Here is an 18,773-nt window from a genome sequence, read left to right as displayed (position 1 = left end):
CTCCTTAACGCTTTGCGCTACTTCTTGCGACGGCGGATGATCAAGCGGCTCGAAGCCTTCTTGGGATTGCGGGTGCGATGGCCCTTCGTGGGAACGCCCCACGGAGTGACCGGGTGACGACCAGCGGACTTGTTCTTGCCCTCGCCGCCGCCGTGCGGGTGGTCGACCGGGTTCATGACGGTACCGCGGACGGAGGGACGGATGCCCTTCCAACGGTTGCGGCCGGCCTTGCCGATCTTGATGTTCGAGTGCTCGGCGTTACCCACTTCGCCCACCGTTGCGCGGCAGGTGATGAGCACGCGGCGCATTTCGGAGGAAGGCATGCGCAGGATGGCGTAGTTGCCCTCCTTGCCCATGAGCTGGATGCTGGTACCGGCGGAACGAGCGATAGCCGCGCCCTTGCCCGGCTGCAGCTCAACCGCGTGGATGAGCGTACCGACGGGGATGCTGGCCAGCGGCAAAGCGTTGCCCGGCTTGATGTCAGCCTCAACGCCGCTCATGACCATATCGCCCACGCGCAGCCCCTTCGGGTGCAGGATGTAACGCTTCTCGCCGTCGACGTAGTGCAGCAAAGCGATGCGGGCCGAGCGGTTCGGGTCGTACTCGATGGTAGCGACCTTCGCGGGCACGCCGTCCTTGTTGCGCTTGAAGTCGATGATGCGGTAACGGCGCTTGTTGCCGCCACCCTGGTGACGGGTGGTGATGCGGCCGTAGTTGTTGCGACCTGCCTTGTTAGACAGAGGCGCAAGCAGGGACTTCTCCGGCTTGTCCGTCGTGATCTCGGCAAAATCCGAGACCGTCTGGAAGCGTCGGCCGGGGCTGGTCGGCTTGTACTGTTTGACTCCCATTTCTTTCCTTTCTGCGGGTTATCGCTCGCACGCCTCTCCGTACACCGAAAACCCTTTGTCTCTTCGTGGCTCCGATTGCCTCCGGGAACCTTGGGGAGGCTGGGCCCCCGTGACTCCGGTATGCCACGCGCCCGGGTGTATCCATCAAAGACCAGACGCAACCGAGAATTATACGCAGAATCGAAAGGAGTTTCAAGAAGTATTTCCTGATGGCCATTCGAGGTCCCCCTCGCACACAACCTGAACACAAGGAGGGCAAGCGGAGCACGGTGCGCGATTCGCGGAGCGTGGGATTTGCCGGGAGCGGCGGGGTTGCGAGTTGCGGCGACTTGCGCCAGAGCTCTGGCGGGGTTGCGGCGGGGCCTTTGCCGGGCCCCTGCCGAGGCTTTGTCGGGCCCGCTGTCAAAACGGACGAGTTTTGCTGGTCCTCAAATGAGGATAAAGAGGTCATGTAAGCTTGTGACCTGGTGATTTGTAAAACACCTCTCCGAGTTCGGTGGCTCGGAAGCGAAAAACCGCCGCAAAACTCGCTCGTTTTGACACGACGGAGCGCGGCAGGTGGCGAGCGGCGAGATGCGACGGGGGCGAGGTGCGGCCACCAGCGGGTGACAGGCGGCGGACAGCGAGGTGCGGCGGGTGGCGAGGTGTGGCGGCCAGCGAGCGGCAGGGGCGGGCAACGAAGCGCGACAACCAGCGGGCAGCGGCAAACGGTGAATGGGCACCTATGGCAATTCGCGCACAAAAGCCCGCGAGCAGCGCATTGGGTCCTTTGCCGCGCCATGCGGCAAAGGCGTCCGCTCTTCGCCGTGCGAAGGGGTACAATACTGCGAAGACTGAAGCGAGCTTTACCGTTCGACCGGCACCACCGCGAAGAAAGTCGGCCACCCATGACGTGGAACACCCTGCCCGAGATCGTTGCGCTCATCATCGTATCCATCATATCGGTGTACTCCCGAAGAAGCCACGGCGTCCCATCCCCTAAGAACCGCTTGTTCCACGCATGCCTGACGATGACCATGGCGGCGAGCATTGCCAGCCTGTGCTCGTCATATCTCATTATGTTCGCTCCTTTGGAGCTGGCCGCTGTCACCTGGCTTGCAACCGCAGCCCATTTCGCGCTCACGCCCCTTCTGGCTGCCACCTACTTTTACTACACTTCGGCCGTCATAGACGAAACCCGACCCCTCAACCGCACCGCGCTGGCCCTGTGCGCCGCGCCTTGTCTGGCATATCTGATCTGCGTAGCGGCAAGCGCGGCAACCGGCTGGCTGTTCTCGATCGACGCGACGGGCGCCTATCATCGAGGACCCTTCTATTACGTGGCGTACCTGGTTGCATACTTTTACTGCGCCGCGTGCCTGTTCGTCGTAGCCCTTTCCCGCGATTCCATACGTCGGGATGCGCGACGAATCCTGGCGACGTTTCCCCTCTTGGCATTCGCCGTGGTGTTCGCGCAGCAGATGTTTCCGCAGCACCTGCTGTCCGGCGCGGCAGCGGCCTGCGCGCTTTTGATCATCTACCTGTACCTGCAGAACAAACGGCTTTCGGTGGACCTGCTCACCGGCATACCGAACCGTCAAGAGTTCTTGTCCATGGTGTCGTTTCTCCACGACCGAGGCCAGGGATTCACGGTCGTGCTGGTGTCGATCTCGAACTTCAAGTTCATCAACGACCGATTCGGCAACGAGAACGGAGATCGCTTCCTGCAGGAATTCGCGAGCTTTTTGTCCGCCATCAAAGGATGCGCCAGCCTGTACCGATACAGCGGCGACCAGTTCGCTTTCGTGTTCGACGAACGCGCCTGCAAGGATCGCGATGCATCCGAGGCGGCGTCGGACGTTGTCGAGCAGCTGCGTCAAAGCCTTTGCAGAACCTGGAGCATAGGGGCTCAGTCGTATTCGATCGGGTTCGTCATGGGAGTCGTTTCCCACCCCGACATCGCCGACAATCCGCAGGATGTAAGCGCAGCGCTCGAATACGCCGTAGCCCGCGCCAAAGCGCTCGAGCCGGGAACGCCCTGCATGTGCACCCCCGAGATGATCGACGAGATACATCGCCGCAGCGCCATTGCGGACGCCTTGCGCAAGGCTATCGCCGAAAGAAGCCTGTCAACGCAGATCCAGCCCATTTGGTTCGAGCGTACGGAAGAGTTCGTCATGGCCGAAGTGCTATGCCGGCTCAACGACGAGAAGCTGGGGGCCATTCCGCCCAACGAGTTCATCTCCATTGCCGAGCAAACCGGGCTCATCGCAAGTTTGACGGAAATCGTGCTTGAAGAAGCATGCGCGTTCGCCGCATCGTATCGCGCCGCCCATCCGAACACGTCGATGCGAGGCGTTTCGGTCAATTTCTCGGCCGTGCAGTTCATCCAAAACGACTTGGCGGAAACCGTGCTCGCCATCGTGCGAAAGCATGGCATACCTCCCTCGTTTCTGCGCATCGAGATAACCGAGAGCGCCATCGCTGCGAACCCGGATACCGTACGCTCGTTCATGAACACCATGAACGAGCAGGGAGTGAAGTTTTACCTGGACGATTTCGGTACCGGATACTCGAACGTCGCGCTGATGCTGGAGCTTCCGTTCGACGTGGTGAAGCTTGACAAGAGCATCCTGAAGTCCATTGCAGAAGACGACCGGGGCCACTTGTTCCTAGAGCATCTTATTGCCTGCTTCACGTCTACGGGGTCGTACGTGCTGTGCGAAGGCGTCGAAACCGCCGAGCAGCGCAGCATGCTCCGGCAATGCGGCTGCACGCTCATGCAGGGCTACCTGCTTTCAAAGCCGCTGCCGCCAAGCGAAGCTGCAGCCATCATCGCAAAGCACGACAAGGGCGCCTGACGGCAAAGCAGCAATCCGCAGAACCGCAAGACGGCAGAACGGCAAGGCAACGAAGCAACAGGCACGCCGACAGCAAGAGCCCCCGATTTCCCTTCGGAGATCGGGGGCCTCGAAACCGCTTGGATGGGCCTGCCGGACGCAGCCGCTATTCCGCGTCGGCTGCAGGGGCCGGCTGTGCGGCGGCCGGCTGCTCCACGTTCACGATAGCGTGCTCGAGAAGCCAGCGATTGGCCTTCATGCGCTCAGCAGCCTCACGCAGAGCGAAGCCGCGACCGCTCTCCTCCATTTCGCGGCGGGCGGCCTTCGGATTCTGCGGGTTCATCTGACGGCAAGCCGCCTCGATGTCCTCGTCGGTCAGCGTCATCTTTTCATGGCGGAACAAAGCGTCAAGAGCGTAACCCTGCACGAGCATTTCGCGCGTCTGCATCATGGTCATCATGCCGAACTGCTGCTCGCCGCCCTGGCTTTCCACGAACTGGTCAAGCGGAATGCCCTGCTGCTGAAGCTGGCCGCGCAGGTTGGACATGAGCGTGGATCGCATGGACTCGTACACTTCGTCGGCGATGCGGCCTTGGAAGCGCTTGCCCAGCTCTGCCGCGGCCATCTGCATCTTGAACCCTTCGTACTGCGCCATGTAATCGGCGTGAATGCGATCGGCGATGCCACCGCGCAAAGCTGCAGCGTTGCGGTACATGGGCATGTTCTTCTCCACCCATGCGTCGTCGATCTCCGGCACGATCTTTTTCTGGATCTCTTTGATCGTCACCGTGCAGTCCATCGTCTCGACCTGCTCGCCTACGCCGGTGGGGAATTCGAACGAGAACGACTTGGTCTCCCCCACCTCCATGCCCATGAGGTTGCTCTCGAACGCCTCGGGCATCAAGCCCATCCCCATCAGGTACGTGCGGCCGTCGGTCGACAGGTTCTCTATGCGCTCGCCGCCCTGGAACGCCTCGAGCGCCAGCATCATGCTGTCGCCGGCGCCTACGGGATGGGGCTCGTCGGTCACGAACTCCGCGTAGCTCTCGGCCATCTGCGCAATCTGCGCGTCAACTTCGGATTCGGGAACTTCCAGCGGCGGAACGGTGATGGTCACCTGATCGTACGAGGTCAGCTCGTACTCCGGCTTAGGAGCAACGCGCAGCTCGAACGAGAACGTCTGGCCCCGCTTGAGCGGCTCTTTTGCTTTCGGCTGGGGCGGATACGCCGGCATGATGTTGCGCTTGTCGATCGCGAACGGCACCAGATACTCGATAGCCTGCTGCTGCACGATAGCGTCAAGACCCTTGATGCCCATCTGCTCCTCGACGGCCTGCGCCACCGGCTTGCCCGGCTGAGCCTGAATCCCCATCTGCTGGGCGAAACCGTACTGGGCCATGGTAAGCGCATGGCTCACTTCCGCCGTGGAAACAACGGCGTCGAGCAGGATAAGCCCGTCTTCGAGCTTCTTCTCAGTTACCTTCATAAGGGGTCCCCTTCTGTAGCGATCGTCAATGGGTTATTGTAGCGCATTACTCGTTGGACTTGAGGCTTTCGACCATGTCGATGCGGGCTAGTTTGCCGCGCATAGCCAGCATGACCAGCAACGTGAACAGCATGGTGAGCAAAAACGCCCACAAGAAGCTCAGCGCATGGATGGTGCGCCCGAACATCACCTGGTCCACCTCGGCCGTCACCACAACGAAGCCCTCCATCCACACGCCGAGCACCAAGCCGACCGCGCAGCCGATGGCGGCCAGCAAAAACGTCTCGCGGAAGATGTAGGCGTTCATTTCGCGCGGGGTGAATCCGAGCACTTTGAGCGTGGCGATTTCGCGCATGCGCTCGGTGATGTTGATGTTCGTGAGGTTGTACAGCACGATGAACGCCAACGCGGCGGCGGCCACCACCAGCACCACGACGATCATGTTCACGCTCGAGAGCATGTCGTGGTACGCGTCGATGGTCTCGTCGTTGCTGGCCACCGTCTTCACGCCGTCGGTCGCTTGCAGCGTTTCAACCAGGTCCGCGCGCGCCGAAGAATCCGTGGACGCGATGGTCAGAACCGTCGAGAACGCAGGGGCCTCCCCCGTCAGGCGCTCGTAGAGCTTCGGGCCCATGAACGCGTAGTTGTACACGTAGTTTTCCACCACGCCGGTAACCGTAGCCTCGTACGACGTGTTGGTAGCGTTGCCGATGGCGTCCTGCTCGGTCAGCGTGACCGTATCGCCCACCGAAACCCCCAGTTCGCCCGCCAGCTTCTCGGCCAGCAGCAAGCCGTCGTCGGCAAGCTCGACCGGATGATGGCCCACGCGCGTGCGCAGATCGAAGAACTGCCGGAACGAGCCCGGATCTTGAGGGACTACCAGCTCTATGTGCGCGTCGGACTTACCGGGCCCGCTTGCCAACAGGTTTTGGCGGTCCACCGCAGTGTGCCCGCTTGCCAAGCGCGAATCGTCCAGCACGGCGTCTACGGTCTGGCGGCTTTCCTTCGACGCGTCGTCATCGAGCGTGATGGTCACGTTGTACTTGGTCAGATCGCGAAACTGCTTGTCGATGATGTCGTTGATGGCATCGGACAAGCCCAGACCCGTCAACAGGAGCGCCGTGCATCCCGCAATACCGATCACCGTCATGATGAAGCGTTTCTTGTAGCGGAAAAGGTTGCGGAACGTCACCTTCCACGTAAACGAAAGGCGCTTCCACAGCGGAGTCGCCCGTTCAAGCAGGATGCGCTTGCCGGCCTTCGGAGCGCGCGGCAACATGAGCAAAGCGGGGCGCTCGCGCAGCGTTGCAGCTGCAGCCGCCAGCGTGGCCGCCAACGTGACCCCAACGCCCATGCCGGCGGACAGCAGCGCGAAGAAGGGATCGATCGGAAGCGGGAACGGCAGGTTGGGCACGAAGTAGATGATGCCGTAAGCCCTCATGATGACCGCCGGTAGCACCTGCGACAGCACCACGACGCCCACGAGGCTGCCCGCGCCGCTGGCCACCGCCGCATAGACCAGGTACTTCCCCGCGATCCGCCCTCGCCGGTACCCCAGCGCCTTGAACGTGCCGATCAGCGCGCGCTCCTCCTCCACCATGCGCGTCATGGTGGTAAGGGCCACCAGCGCGGCCACCAAGAAGAAGATGAAAGGGAACACCTGCGCGATGCTGTCCACGCGATCCGCGTCGGCTTCGAAGCTGGCGACGCCGTAGTTCGCGTCGCGGTCCATGACCATCCACTCGGGAGCAGCCAGGTCGTCGATCTGCTTTTGGGCCTTGTTCAGCTGACGCTCGGCATCGGCCAGCTTGTCGTTCGCCTCGGTTTCCTGGCGCTCGTACTCGGCAAGGCCGCTCTGGTAGTCGGCCTTGCCCTGCTCAAGCTGGCTGCGACCGCTTTCCAGCTGGGCGGCAGCCGCCTCAAGCTGCCGCTGCGCAGCGGCTATCTGGGCGTCCGCCTGCGCGCGAGCGGCCGACAGCTCCGAACGCGCCTGATCGAGCTGCTGCACGCTTGCGTCGAACTGCGCTTTTTGCTGGTCGAAAGATGCCTGCTGCTCCGCAAGGACCGATTGCGCGGCATCGACCTGGCGCTGCTGCGCCTCAAGCTGCTCGCGCGCCTGATCGAGCGCGGGCTTCTGCGCGTTCAGGGCGTCGAGCGCAGCCTGGGCGCTTGCAAGCGCCGTCTGGGCGGCCGCCTTTTCAGCCTGAAGCTTCTCGATTTCGCTCGGATCGGTTACGGTCTGCAGCTGCTCTTCCAGAGAAGCTATGCGAGCGTTCAGGTCGGCGATCGACTGCTCCGCTTGCCGCACGCCCGCATCGAGCGCGTCGGACTGCTGCTGCCACCGGGCGCGCGCATCAGCCAGCGCATCCGCGCCCTGCTGCCACTGGGCCCATGCATCCTGCAGCTGCGCAGACGCCGCCTCGATGCGCGGGCGAGCTTCGTCGACCTGCGCTTGACCGTCGGCTATCTGCTGCTCGGCGCTCGAAAGCTGCTGCCGCGCGCGCTCTTGCTGCTCGGCAAGCTGCGCTGCGCCGCGATCGTACTCGGCCTGACCGTCGGCAAGCTGCTGCTCGCTTTGGGCGATGGTCGCAGCTGCGTCGTCGAGTTGCTGCTTCGCCTGGTCAAGCTGCGATTGCGCCTCCGTCTTCTGCGATTCGTATTCCGCGCGCTTCTGATCGAGCTGCTTCTGAGCTTCCTCCTTCAGGCCGTCCACGCGCGCCTGCTCGCGCTCGGGGGCTATCTCCTTGATGCGATCCTCCACCGCGGTCACGCACGCGTCGTACGCCTTGCTCGAGGCACGCTCGTCCGCAGCGCCCTTTACGGTGACGAACGCTTCCGTAAAGGGGAGGTCCGCCGAGAAATCGCTTTCCGGAACGTACATGAACTGCTGAATGGAGCCGGTTCCCAGCGTGGTCGAGCCCATGCTCGACGACGTGGCGTAGTACGGAGCGTTCACGAGTCCGACCACTTTGTACGTACGCGTTGCCAAAGTCTCGTCCATGTTTTGAACGCCCTCGACAACGGTAACGGTATCGCCGACGCGCACGCCCGAGTTCACCACAAGGTTTGCCGACAGCACGCACTCGCCCGCGCGTTCCGGCCACGAGCCCTCCACCAGGATGGGACGGTTGAGGTAGTCGGGATCGTCAGAGCGCGCATGCACGCCGTCGGACGTGTCGCTTTCGGACGCGGACGCAGGCAGCGAATGCACGCGCGTAGCGTATTGCTCGTCGCCAACGCGAACCATGACGTCGGTTTCGTACGCGGGCATGACGGACTCCACGCCGTCCACCTGGCGCAACGCGGCGATGTCGGCATCAGTGAGGCCCAGCGTCGAGAGAACGCGCACGTCCATCAACGCCGTGCCGTCGAAGAACTCGTCGGCAGCCAGCTTCATGTCCGGAGCCGTCATGCGAAGGCCGGCGTAGAACCCCGTCCCTAAGGCCACGATTGCCGCAATGGCCAAAAAGCGCCCGAGCGAATGGGTGATCGAGCGAACCGTTTCTTTAGCGAACGCGCTTTTCATAACGAACCGACTACCACTCGAGGCATTCGGCGGATACGGGCGATTCGTTCACCTGCGCGCTGGCTACGCGACCCTCGCGGATATGGATGACGCGATCAGCGATGCTGGTGAACGCCGAGTTATGTGTGATGAGCACAACGGTTTTGCCGGTGTTGTAGCACGTGTCCTGCAGCAGCCTCAGAATAGCCTTGCCCGTTTGATAGTCGAGCGCCCCCGTGGGCTCGTCGCACAAAAGCAGCTTCGGGTTCTTCGCCAGGGCGCGCGCGATGGCCACGCGCTGCTGTTCGCCACCGGAAAGCTGCGCCGGAAAGTTGTCCAATCGATGCCCCAGCCCCACCTGCGCAAGCACCGTAGCCGCGTCAAGCGGATCCTTGCAAATCTGGCTAGCAAGCTCCACGTTTTCAAGTGCCGTCAGGTTTTGCACCAGGTTGTAGAATTGGAACACGAAGCCGATGTCGTAACGCCGATAGTACGTGAGTTCCTTTTCGGAGAAGGCGCTGATCTCGCGGCCGTCCAGCATGATGGTGCCCGACGAGCACCCGTCCATGCCACCGAGCATGTTCAAAAGCGTCGTCTTACCGGCGCCGGAAGGACCGACCACCACCACAAGCTCACCGCGTTCGATGTCGAAGGTCATGCCGTCGACGGCAGCCACTTCGACCTCGCCCATGCGGTACACCTTGCGCACATCGCGAAACTCAACGAATGCCACGGCGGCCCCTTCCCTTGCGATTGTTCCGGACCCTCACGATACACCAACGACCCTGCCCGTACCAGCTGCGGGCGCGCTTCCGAACCAATTCGACAACCACACGGCACCCTGCGCGCCCTGCGCGCAGCGCGGGCGGGCAAGTAGAAGAGCCGGAGCAGGTGGCATGTCGAGGCGCAAGGTGCGGACGGGCGCTAGCGACGCTGTCCAGGCGGCAGGACGGGCGCAGGCGAAATGCGGGAAGGGAGGGGCAGGCGCGTAGCGGCGCAGGCAACCCGATCGGCAAGCCAACAGCGCACGTCCTGCCGTCGGGACTGCACCCCCACAAGCACGCTAGCGCACGAAAAACCGCCTTCGCTGGCAGGTTTTAACGGTTTGAGGTCGTTGGATCAGACCCTGGTCGAGCCGTCGCTTTGCGCGCTTTTCGTTTTACCTGGTCACAGCGTCGAGCTGTTGCGGCGTCCTTCCGCAGGCATGCATCCGAGCGGATTCGACCACCTCAAACCGTCAAAACCTGCCAGCGAAGGCGGTTTTTCGTGCGCACGCCTCCCCTCGAGCAGACGAACGCCCCGAACAAGGGAACCGCAGAGCGCTCAGGAAGCCAGAAGCCGAGCCGCCGACATCAACGTCGGACATCGTCGGCGCCGGGCGTCGCCCGAAAGCAACTCACGATGCGGGCGCGAAGCGCGCCGCCCGGCCGGGATCGAAAAGATCCAGGCCGCCGTATCTTTCGCTCGTGCCGCCCGACCGGGATCACCAAGGCGGCGGCCGCCCTGTCCCTCGCATCTAAAAAAGCGCCCCGCGTGTGCGGGGCGCTTTCGGCAAACCGTATGGTGAAACGGCTTAGGAAGCGAACAGCTCGACGTTCGTTCGATGCGCTAGTCTTTAAGTTGCTTAACGACTAGTCTACGAAGCGAACAGCTCGATGGTGTCGCCTTCCTTGAGCGTAACCATGGCCTTCTTCCACGTGCGGGTCTTACCAAGCTGGTAACGCACGCGCTTCGGCTTCGACTTCACGTTCAGGGTGTTCACCTTGACCACCGTCACGTCGAAGATAGCCTCGATGGCCTGACGGATCTCGACCTTGTTGGAGTCCTTGGCCACCTCGAACGTGTAGGTGTTCTTCTCCATCTGGTCGTAGCTGTGCTCCGTGATAACGGGGCGGATGATAACCTCGCGGGGATCCTTCATTATGCAAGCACCTCCTCGATGCGCTTCAGAGCGGCAGCCGTGAACACGATCGCCTTGTTGTCGATGATCTCGTACGTGTTAGCAGCGCCAACAGGCAGGATGTTCACCGTGGGGATGTTGCGGAACGACAGGTAGGCGTTCACGTCGTCATCGGAGATCACGATGGTCGTGCGACCCTCAAGCCCGAAGGCCTTCAGGATGGCAACGGCGTCCTTGGTGCAGGGCTTCTCGAAGTTGAAGCCGTCGATCACGTGCAGCTCGCCGTCGGCCAGCTTGGCGGACAGCGCAGAACGCATCGCCAGCTTGACCTCCTTGTTGTTCACGCGGAAGGCGTAGCTGCGGGGATGCGGACCGAACACGGTACCGCCGCCAGCCCACTGAGGAGCGCGGATGGTACCCTGACGGGCGCGACCGGTGCCCTTCTGGCGCCACGGCTTCTTGCCGCCGCCGCGGACCTCGCCACGGGTCTTCGTGTCATGCGTACCCTGGCGCCAGGACGCACGCTGAGCGCGCACAACCTGGTGCATGACGGGCACGTTCGGCTCGATGCCGAACACGGAGGGGGCCAGGTCGGCAGAACCGGCCTTGTTCCCCTTCGCGTCTTTGATGTCGATAGTCGTCATGTTGTTCAAGCTCCTTATTTCAATTCGCGCTCTACGCCATGCGGACGCGAACGATGCCGTTCTTGCTGCCGGGGATGGCACCCTTCACGAGGATCAGGTTCTGCTCCTCGTCGATGCGCACCACTTCGAGGTTCCGCACGGTGACGGTGTCGACGCCCATGTGACCCGGGAGCTTGAGCCCCTTGAACACGCGGGACGGCGTAGCGCACTGGCCGACCGAACCCGGAGCGCGATGGAAGTGAGCACCATGGCCGCCCGGACCGCCGCGGAAGCCCCAGCGCTTCATAACGCCGGCGAAGCCCTTACCCTTGGACGTACCCGTGACGTCGACCTTCTTCGTCTCGGCGAAAGCGGCAACCGTCTGCTCGTCGCCCACCTTGTACTCGCCGGCGTTCTCGACGCGAACCTCGCGCAGGTAGCGCGTAGGCTCCGTGCCCTGCTTGGCGAAGTGGCCAGCCATAGGCTTGTTGACCTTCTTCTCCTTGATGGTGCCGAAGCCCAGCTGCACAGCTTCGTAGCCGTCGCTGTCCTTCGTCTTCACCTGGCACACCTTGTTCGGCTCAGCCTGGATCACGGTCACGGGGATGACGCGGTCGTCCTCGCCGAAGATCTGGGTCATGCCGATTTTCTTACCATAGATGGCGTTGATCATATCGCACATCCCCCTTTACAGCTTGATCTCGATGTCGACGCCGGCGGGGAGATCGAGACGCATCAGGGAATCGACCGTGTTGGGGGTCGGCTCCAGGATGTCGATCAGGCGCTTGTGCGTGCGCATCTCGAACTGCTCGCGCGAATCTTTGTCGACGTGCGGGCCCTTGACGACGCAGTACAGGTTGCGCTCCGTCGGCAGCGGAATGGGACCGGATACTTTGGCACCCGTCTTCTGCGCGGTATCGACGATGAGCTTCGTGGACTGATCCACGATCTCATGATCGTACCCCTTCAAGCGGATGCGAATCTTCTGATTAGCCACTTACTTTACCTCCGTTATGCTCGCGCGCACGCCCTAGGCGTTGCCGCCGGCCTTGCTGATAATTTCTTCCGCCACGTTCTTCGGCACCGGATCGTACGAATCGAACTGCATCGTGTACGAAGCGCGGCCCTGCGTCGCAGAACGCAGGTCGGTGGCGTAACCGAACATCTCGGACAGCGGAACCTTCGCCTTGATGGTCTTGGCGTTACCGCGGTCGCCCATGCCCTGGATCTGGCCACGACGGCTGGACAGGTTGCCCATAACGTCGCCCATGTACTCCTCGGGGGTCTCGACCTCGACGGCCATCATCGGCTCGAGGATGACCGAGCCGCCCTTGCGCAGCGCGTCCTTGATAGCCATGGAGCCGGCCACCTTAAACGCAGCTTCGGAGGAGTCGACATCGTGGTAGGAACCGTCAACCAGCTCGACGCGGATGTCCACGACGGGGTAGCCCGCCAGCACGCCGGAGTTCAGCGCTTCCTGGATGCCCTTGTCGATCGGGGTGATGTACTCCTTCGGCACGACGCCGCCCACGATCTTGTTCTCGAACTCGTAGCCCTTGCCGACCTCTTCCTGCGGATACATGTTGATAACCGCATGGCCGTACTGGCCGCGACCGCCGGACTGGCGAACGAACTTGCCCTCGGCGCCCATGACCGGCTTGGTAGCCGTCTCACGATAAGCAACCTGCGGCTTGCCGACGTTCGCCTCGACCTTGAACTCGCGCAGCAAGCGGTCGACGATGATCTCGAGGTGAAGCTCGCCCATGCCGGCGATGATGGTCTGGCCGGTCTCCTGGTTGGTGGACACGCGGAACGTCGGGTCCTCTTCAGCCAGCTTCTGCAGCGCGACGCCCATCTTGTCCTGCTCGGCCTTCGTCTTCGGCTCGACGGCGATGTCGATAACCGGCTCGGCGAATTCCATGGACTCGAGGATGACCGGAGCGCTGTCGTCGCACAGGGTATCGCCCGTGGACGTAGCCTTCAGACCCACGACGGCAACGATGTCGCCTGCGCCGCAGGAGTCGATGTCAACACGCTGGTTGGAGTGCATCTGCAGCAGACGGCCGATGCGCTCTTTCTTGTCCTTGGACGCGTTGATCACGTAGGAGCCGGAATCCAGCTTGCCCGAGTACACGCGCAGGTAGGTGAGCTTGCCCACGAACGGGTCCGTCATGATCTTGAAGGCCAGCGCGCTGAACGGCGCCTTCAGGTCGGCAGGACGCTCTTCCTCGGCACCCGTATCGGGGTTCGTGCCCTTGATGGCGGGGATGTCGAGCGGGCTCGGCAGGTAGTCCACCACGGCGTCGAGCAGTTCCTGAACGCCCTTGTTCTTGTAGGCGGAGCCCACGAACACGGGGTTCATCTGGCAGTTGATGACGCCCTTGCGGATGGCGGTCTTCAGTTCCTCGACCGTCACCTCTTCCTCCATGAGCACCTTTTCCATAAGAGCGTCGTCGCAGTCGGCGGCGGCCTCCATCAGCTCCTGACGGCGCAGCTCAGCCTCCTCGGCGAACTCGGCCGGAATGGCGTCCATGGGCTCGGGGTAGGTCATGCCCTTGTCGTCGGCCTTGAAGTCCCATGCGGTCATGGTGACCAGGTCGATGACGCCCCAGAAGTTGTCCTCGGCGCCCATGGGCATCTGAGCGGCGATAGCGGCAGCGCCCAGACGGTCCTTCATGGTTTCGATGGCGTGGAAGAAGTCGGCGCCCACGCGGTCGTACTTGTTGATGAACGCGATGCGGGGCACGCCGTAACGCTCGGCCTGACGCCACACGGTCTCGGACTGCGGCTGCACGCCGGCAACGGCGTCGAACACCGCAACGGTGCCGTCGAGAACGCGCAGGGAGCGCTCGACCTCGGCGGTGAAGTCAACGTGGCCCGGGGTGTCGATGATCTGGAAGCGGTACTCAGCACCGTCCTTCTCCCAGAAGCAGGTGGTAGCGGCGGCGGTGATGGTCACGCCGCGCTCCTGCTCCTGCACCATCCAGTCCATCGTCGCGGCGCCGTCATGCACCTCGCCGATCTTGTGGGTCTTGCCGGTGTAGTACAGGATGCGCTCGGTCGTCGTCGTCTTGCCCGCGTCGATGTGGGCCATGATGCCGAAGTTGCGCGTTTGGTTCAGAGGGGATTTAGCCATGAGCGCGTGCCCCCTTAGAAGCGGTAGTGCGAGAACGCACGGTTGGACTCGGCCATTTTGTACAGATCCTCGCGCTTCTTCACCGACGCGCCGGTGTTCTCGGCGGCGTCCATGATCTCGGCGGCCAGGCGGGCCTTCATGGTGTGCTCCTTGCGCTTACGAGAGAAGTCGACGATCCAGCGGATCGCAAGCGTAGTGGCGCGGCGGGAGTTGACCTCCATCGGCACCTGGTAGGTAGCGCCACCGACACGCTTCGGCTTGACCTCGAGCGTGGGGCGGACGTTGTCCATAGCCTTCTTGAAGACGGCCAGCGGGTCGCCGCCGGTCTTCTCCTCGATGATGGCGAAAGCGCCGTAGACGATGCCTTCGGCGGTGGCCTTCTTGCCGTCAAGCAGGATCTTGTTGATCAACTGCGTGACAAGGCGGTTGTTGTACTGGGCGTCCGGCTGTACTTCACGGCGGACTGCTGCTGCACGACGCGGCATGTGTTCTCCTTTTTGTTCCTGCGCGCTTCGAGACGGCATTCTTTCCGTCCATTAGGCCCCCGTCGCCTCCCCCTTTGGGAAGCTGCGGTTTCGCGGCCCGCGCGACTTAATGGTTACTTACTTCGGGCGCTTGGCACCATAGCGGCTGCGAGCCTGCTTGCGGTTGTCCACCGCAGAGCAGTCGAGCGCTGCGCGGATGACCTTGTAGCGCACACCGGGGAGGTCCTTAACACGACCGCCGCGGATGAGCACCATCGAGTGCTCCTGCAGGTTGTGGCCGATGCCCGGGATGTAGGCCGTAACCTCCATGCCGTTCACCAGGCGCACGCGGCAGACCTTACGCAGAGCCGAGTTCGGCTTCTTCGGCGTGGTCGTGTACACACGGGTGCACACGCCGCGCTTCTGCGGGTTGCCCTTCAGAGCCGGTGTCTTCTTCTTGTCGACCGACTGCTTGCGGCCCTTGCGGACCAACTGGTTGATAGTAGGCAAAGCTTCTCTCCTTTTACCTCTTACTTGTCCGATTGCCTTTATACTGAAATAAGGAATCGCTTGTCGCATCGCCTTCCTGTGTGCTCAGCTGATTCACACAGGAAAACGCACGTCATTAAGACGCGAACGAGAACTCTACCACCCGCTATCAGGGTTGTCAAACGCCACGCATCCGGGAGTGTCCATAGGTATTGACATACGTTTGCGCAGGTAAAACAAATATCGAAGGCAAACGAACTACAAAATGTCCATTGTTTTCCAAATAATCGCGAAGAATTCTTGACAAGCATGCGGGCACGCTGGGCAAGACCGGGAGCGCGAACGGGGCGGGAGGCGCCGGGGGACGCGGGCGGGAGGGGTCCGGGCGGGGCGGGAGGCGTCGGGGCGTCCGGGCTGGGCGCGCTGGGCGGAGCAGGAGGCGCCGGGGCGCCTGGCGGAGCGGGCGGGCTGGACGGGCGGGGGCGCCGTGGGTCGTGGGCCAGATGCCTGAGGTCGTGGGCGGGGCGCCTGGCGGAGCGGGTGAGGTGCCTGGACGGGACCGAGGGTCGCGGGCGGGGCGGGCATCGGAACCGCACCCTGCCCCGCTTGCGCGCGAAAAACCGCCTTCGCTGGCAGGTTTTGACGGTTAGGGGTCGTCGATTCGCCTTCGCCGCCCTTTCGGCTGAAGGACACTTCGCATCGTACCTGGTCAAGAGTACGTGGCGAATCCTAGTTGAAAATAGCCGGCTTGCAGCGGGAGTCAAACGACCCCAAACCGTCAGAAACTACCAGCGGGAGCGGTTTTTCGTGCGCAAGGTCCCATCCCGGGCGGCGCTGATGGGCGAAACGCGCACGTAACGGCAGCGCGCAGACGCAATGCGCGCGGCAGCGCGACGCTCGAGCCATCGGCCACACGGTAGCAACCCGTGCCACGCGGCAGCAGCGCGCGGCGTGGGTCGCCGGCCACGCGGCAGCAGCGCGACGCTCGAATCGCCGACCGCGCGCGCGGCAACGGCCGCTCGAGCCGCCAAGCCCCGCCAGCGCCTACGAGCGGGCGGCCTGCCGCACGAGCTCTTCGGCCAGGCGCGCGGTGCCTTCCAGATCCTGCACGATAATGAACTCGTCAACGGAATGGAAGTTCGTCATGCCGATGCCCAAGGTCACGGCACGTACGCCACGCGCAGACAGGATGTTCGCGTCCGCGCCGCCGCCCGAGTAGCGAAACGCCGGTTCAAGCCCTGCCGCACGAGCGGCCGCGGCAACGCCCTGCACCAGCGGATCGGACTCCTGGTACAGCACGGGGCCGTAATCCTCGCGCCAGCTCACGTCCACCGAACCCCCGAAACGCGCGGCAGCCTCCTCGAGCGCGACGGTCATGGCCTGGCGCTGCGCATCGGCTCGGTCGCGGTACAGCGAACGGCACTCCCCCGCCAGCGTGCACGAGTCGGCCACCACGTTCACCTCGCGCCCGCCTTCGATGAGCCCGACGTTCGCCGTGGTCGCATCGTCAAGGCGCCCCAGACGCATGGCCGAAACAGCCTCCGCAGCCATCTGGATAGCGGAAACGCCCGCCTCGGGCTCCACACCGGCATGCGCCGCGCGGCCCGAGAACGCCGCGCGCAACGTGTAGTGGCACGGTGCGCCCAGGATCACGGTGCCCGGAGCGCCGTCGGCGTCGAACACGTAGCACGGCGCACCCGCAGGCAGCTCGTCTTCGGACAACGCGCCCGAGCCAAGCAGGCTCAACTCCTCGCAAGTGGTAAGCAGCACCGTCACCGAAGGCATGTCCTCGTCGGCTTCGATAAGCGAGCGCAATGCCTCGAAGATGCCCGCGACGCCCGCCTTGTCGTCGGCGGACAGAATGGTGTCTCCGGCAGACCGCACGACGCCGTCTTGGACCACCGGGGAAATTCCCGCGCACGGCTGCACCGTGTCCATGTGCGCGGAAAGCACGATCTGGCCCTTCGACCGACCCTCGCGATAGGCGATGAGGTTGCCCGTTTCCGAACCCGTTTCGCTTGCAGAATCGTCGAAACGCACCTTGAATCCCAGGTCAAGAAGCTCTTGCTGACAGCGCTTCGCCATAAGGCCCTCTTTGCGCGAGGGGCTTTCTATGCGAACGATCTCCAGGAACAGGTCGAGCAAACGGTTCGGATTCATGAGCTTTCCTTCGGGACGTGCGGACGGCTACGTTTCGATTTAGCCGCAACGGAGGCACCGGGGCACCCAATCGCAGCGAACTTCATTATAATCATCGGGGTAACCCGATGCGCGAAAACCCGGCAACGGGAGCGCAACCGCCGCCCGAACAACAAGGAGGCACCATGCTGCACGACCTTGTCAAAGCTTGCCGAAGCTACCGCCGATTCGACGAAGCCGCCCGCATCGAGCGATCGACGCTCGTTTCCTGGATCGATGCTGCCCGCTTGGTAGCTTCAAGCGGAAACGCCCAGCCGCTGCGCTACGCTCTGGTAACCGACGAGCACGCCTGCGAGAAAGTCTTCTCTTGCTGCGCATGGGCGAAGGCCCTCCCCGACTGGCCGGGGCCGGAGCCGGGAGAAAGGCCGAGCGCCTACATTGTGATCCTGAGCGACTGCGACCGCACGCTCGCCGACGTATTCACCGCCTGGGACGAGGGCATTGCCGCGCAAACCATCATGCTGCAAGCCGTCGAAGCCGGCTACGGCGGCTGCATCCTGGGATCTTTCAAGCGACGCAGCCTGACGCAGGCGCTGGGAATCGACGGGGATCGCTTCAAGCCCGATTTGGTGCTCGCCCTGGGAAAGCCCGCCGAAAAAGTGGTCGTTTCCACCATTTCCGCCAATGGAGCGACGGAATACTGGCGTGACGAGGCGAGCGTCCATCACGTCCCGAAGCGCCCTCTTTCCGACGTGCTTTTGTAAGGGCTGTCGCGCGGGGGCAAAGGTCGGCCTGCGCGGGCGGGGACCGCTGCCCGTGCGGACGCAGGCCGTCGCCTGCGGGACATTGGCTGTCGCGTGGGAACGATGGTCGCCGCCTGCACGAGCGGGAGCCGCCGCGTACGCGGGACGCAAGCCTCCGCCCGCGCGAGCGGGCTACAAGACGAGCAGTTCCTCTTCTCGCGCGGCATCCAGCCGACGGTTGCGCACGTACACGATCCAGTTCACCCCAATGCACACAAGGTTGATGAAGTACACGGCCAACACCCAGTTCACCGAGCCCGAAACGAACTTCGCGGCGATGCCCGCCAGGTAGCCGGCCGTAATCAACCCGATGAACTGCCAGCTTGTACCCGCTGCGGTTTCAGCCTTGAAGCTCTTGTACGCGTTGAGCGGCCACGACAGCCCGAAACATACGAGCATCGCAGCCTCCAGTATCTCCGCCATCCGCAGATCATCTCCTACGCGCGGCCTTTCCAGTCGCGCTCGCGCTTGCATTCCGACGGTAACGGTATACCCGCGCCCCTTCTGCGTCCAATATATTGATTATACTGAATTCATAATGCTGAACGTATGAATGAAGGC

At 63.0% G+C, this 18,773-nt stretch carries 15 protein-coding genes; 2 read left to right on the top strand and 13 right to left on the bottom strand.

What is annotated here, in order from left to right; all coding sequences use genetic code 11:
• Positions 1–17: 17 nt before the first annotated feature.
• A complete protein-coding gene (rplB, locus tag ACTQZK_RS07630; RefSeq protein WP_216529463.1) occupies positions 18–848 on the bottom strand; it encodes a 50S ribosomal protein L2 in 831 nt (276 codons plus the stop codon).
• A gap of 887 nt (positions 849–1,735) precedes the next feature.
• On the opposite strand from rplB, the gene ACTQZK_RS07625 reads away from it, so the two are divergent.
• A complete protein-coding gene (locus ACTQZK_RS07625) occupies positions 1,736–3,688 on the top strand; it encodes a putative bifunctional diguanylate cyclase/phosphodiesterase (RefSeq protein WP_225749429.1) in 1,953 nt (650 codons plus the stop codon).
• Between the two features lie 145 nt (positions 3,689–3,833).
• Here the strand turns inward: ACTQZK_RS07625 and ACTQZK_RS07620 are convergent, their stop codons facing one another.
• From ACTQZK_RS07620 to ACTQZK_RS07570, 11 genes are all read right to left on the bottom strand, one after another.
• The gene (locus ACTQZK_RS07620; RefSeq protein ID WP_441899201.1) at positions 3,834–5,153 is read right to left on the bottom strand and encodes a trigger factor; all 1,320 of its coding nucleotides are present in this window, start codon (positions 5,151–5,153) and stop codon (positions 3,834–3,836) included.
• Positions 5,154–5,199: 46 nt separating this feature from the next.
• Positions 5,200–8,679, bottom strand: a complete 3,480-nt coding sequence (locus ACTQZK_RS07615; RefSeq protein WP_441899199.1) for an FtsX-like permease family protein — start codon at positions 8,677–8,679, stop codon at positions 5,200–5,202.
• Between the two features lie 10 nt (positions 8,680–8,689).
• Positions 8,690–9,391 (bottom strand): ABC transporter ATP-binding protein, encoded by a 702-nt coding sequence (locus tag ACTQZK_RS07610; RefSeq protein WP_216529467.1) that lies wholly within the window; start codon positions 9,389–9,391, stop codon positions 8,690–8,692.
• A gap of 903 nt (positions 9,392–10,294) precedes the next feature.
• Positions 10,295–10,579, bottom strand: coding sequence for a 50S ribosomal protein L23 (gene rplW / locus ACTQZK_RS07605; protein ID WP_114567128.1), 285 nt, complete (start codon positions 10,577–10,579; stop codon positions 10,295–10,297).
• On the bottom strand, positions 10,579–11,202 hold the full coding sequence (gene rplD, locus ACTQZK_RS07600; RefSeq protein ID WP_114567127.1) for a 50S ribosomal protein L4: 624 nt from the start codon (positions 11,200–11,202) through the stop codon (positions 10,579–10,581). The genes rplW and rplD overlap by 1 nt, the downstream gene beginning before the upstream one ends.
• Positions 11,203–11,233: 31 nt before the next feature.
• Positions 11,234–11,854 (bottom strand): 50S ribosomal protein L3, encoded by a 621-nt coding sequence (gene rplC, locus ACTQZK_RS07595; protein ID WP_114567126.1) that lies wholly within the window; start codon positions 11,852–11,854, stop codon positions 11,234–11,236.
• 15 nt (positions 11,855–11,869) lie between these two features.
• The gene (rpsJ, locus tag ACTQZK_RS07590) at positions 11,870–12,178 is read right to left on the bottom strand and encodes a 30S ribosomal protein S10 (protein ID WP_009304899.1); all 309 of its coding nucleotides are present in this window, start codon (positions 12,176–12,178) and stop codon (positions 11,870–11,872) included.
• 33 nt (positions 12,179–12,211) lie between these two features.
• A complete protein-coding gene (fusA, locus tag ACTQZK_RS07585) occupies positions 12,212–14,317 on the bottom strand; it encodes an elongation factor G (RefSeq protein WP_114567125.1) in 2,106 nt (701 codons plus the stop codon).
• 14 nt (positions 14,318–14,331) lie between these two features.
• Positions 14,332–14,802: a 30S ribosomal protein S7 gene (gene rpsG / locus ACTQZK_RS07580; protein WP_114567124.1), complete on the bottom strand. Its 471-nt coding sequence runs from the start codon at positions 14,800–14,802 to the stop codon at positions 14,332–14,334.
• 117 nt (positions 14,803–14,919) lie between these two features.
• Complete coding sequence (gene rpsL, locus ACTQZK_RS07575) at positions 14,920–15,291, bottom strand: 30S ribosomal protein S12 (RefSeq protein ID WP_114567123.1); 372 nt, start codon at positions 15,289–15,291, stop codon at positions 14,920–14,922.
• Between the two features lie 1,023 nt (positions 15,292–16,314).
• Positions 16,315–17,430, bottom strand: a complete 1,116-nt coding sequence (locus ACTQZK_RS07570) for a M20/M25/M40 family metallo-hydrolase (protein WP_216529468.1) — start codon at positions 17,428–17,430, stop codon at positions 16,315–16,317.
• Positions 17,431–17,594: 164 nt separating this feature from the next.
• On the opposite strand from ACTQZK_RS07570, the gene ACTQZK_RS07565 reads away from it, so the two are divergent.
• Positions 17,595–18,173, top strand: a complete 579-nt coding sequence (locus tag ACTQZK_RS07565; RefSeq protein ID WP_181792634.1) for a nitroreductase family protein — start codon at positions 17,595–17,597, stop codon at positions 18,171–18,173.
• 171 nt (positions 18,174–18,344) lie between these two features.
• On the opposite strand, the gene ACTQZK_RS07560 is transcribed toward ACTQZK_RS07565, so the two are convergent.
• A complete protein-coding gene (locus ACTQZK_RS07560; RefSeq protein ID WP_114568007.1) occupies positions 18,345–18,635 on the bottom strand; it encodes a hypothetical protein in 291 nt (96 codons plus the stop codon).
• Positions 18,636–18,773: the final 138 nt, after the last annotated feature.

Source organism: Paraeggerthella sp. LCP19S3_G8, assembly GCF_052119225.1.
Taxonomy (GTDB): domain Bacteria; phylum Actinomycetota; class Coriobacteriia; order Coriobacteriales; family Eggerthellaceae; genus Paraeggerthella; species Paraeggerthella hominis.
Note: the sequence above shows the minus strand (reverse complement) of the source record. Positions and strands in the feature narration are given on the sequence as shown.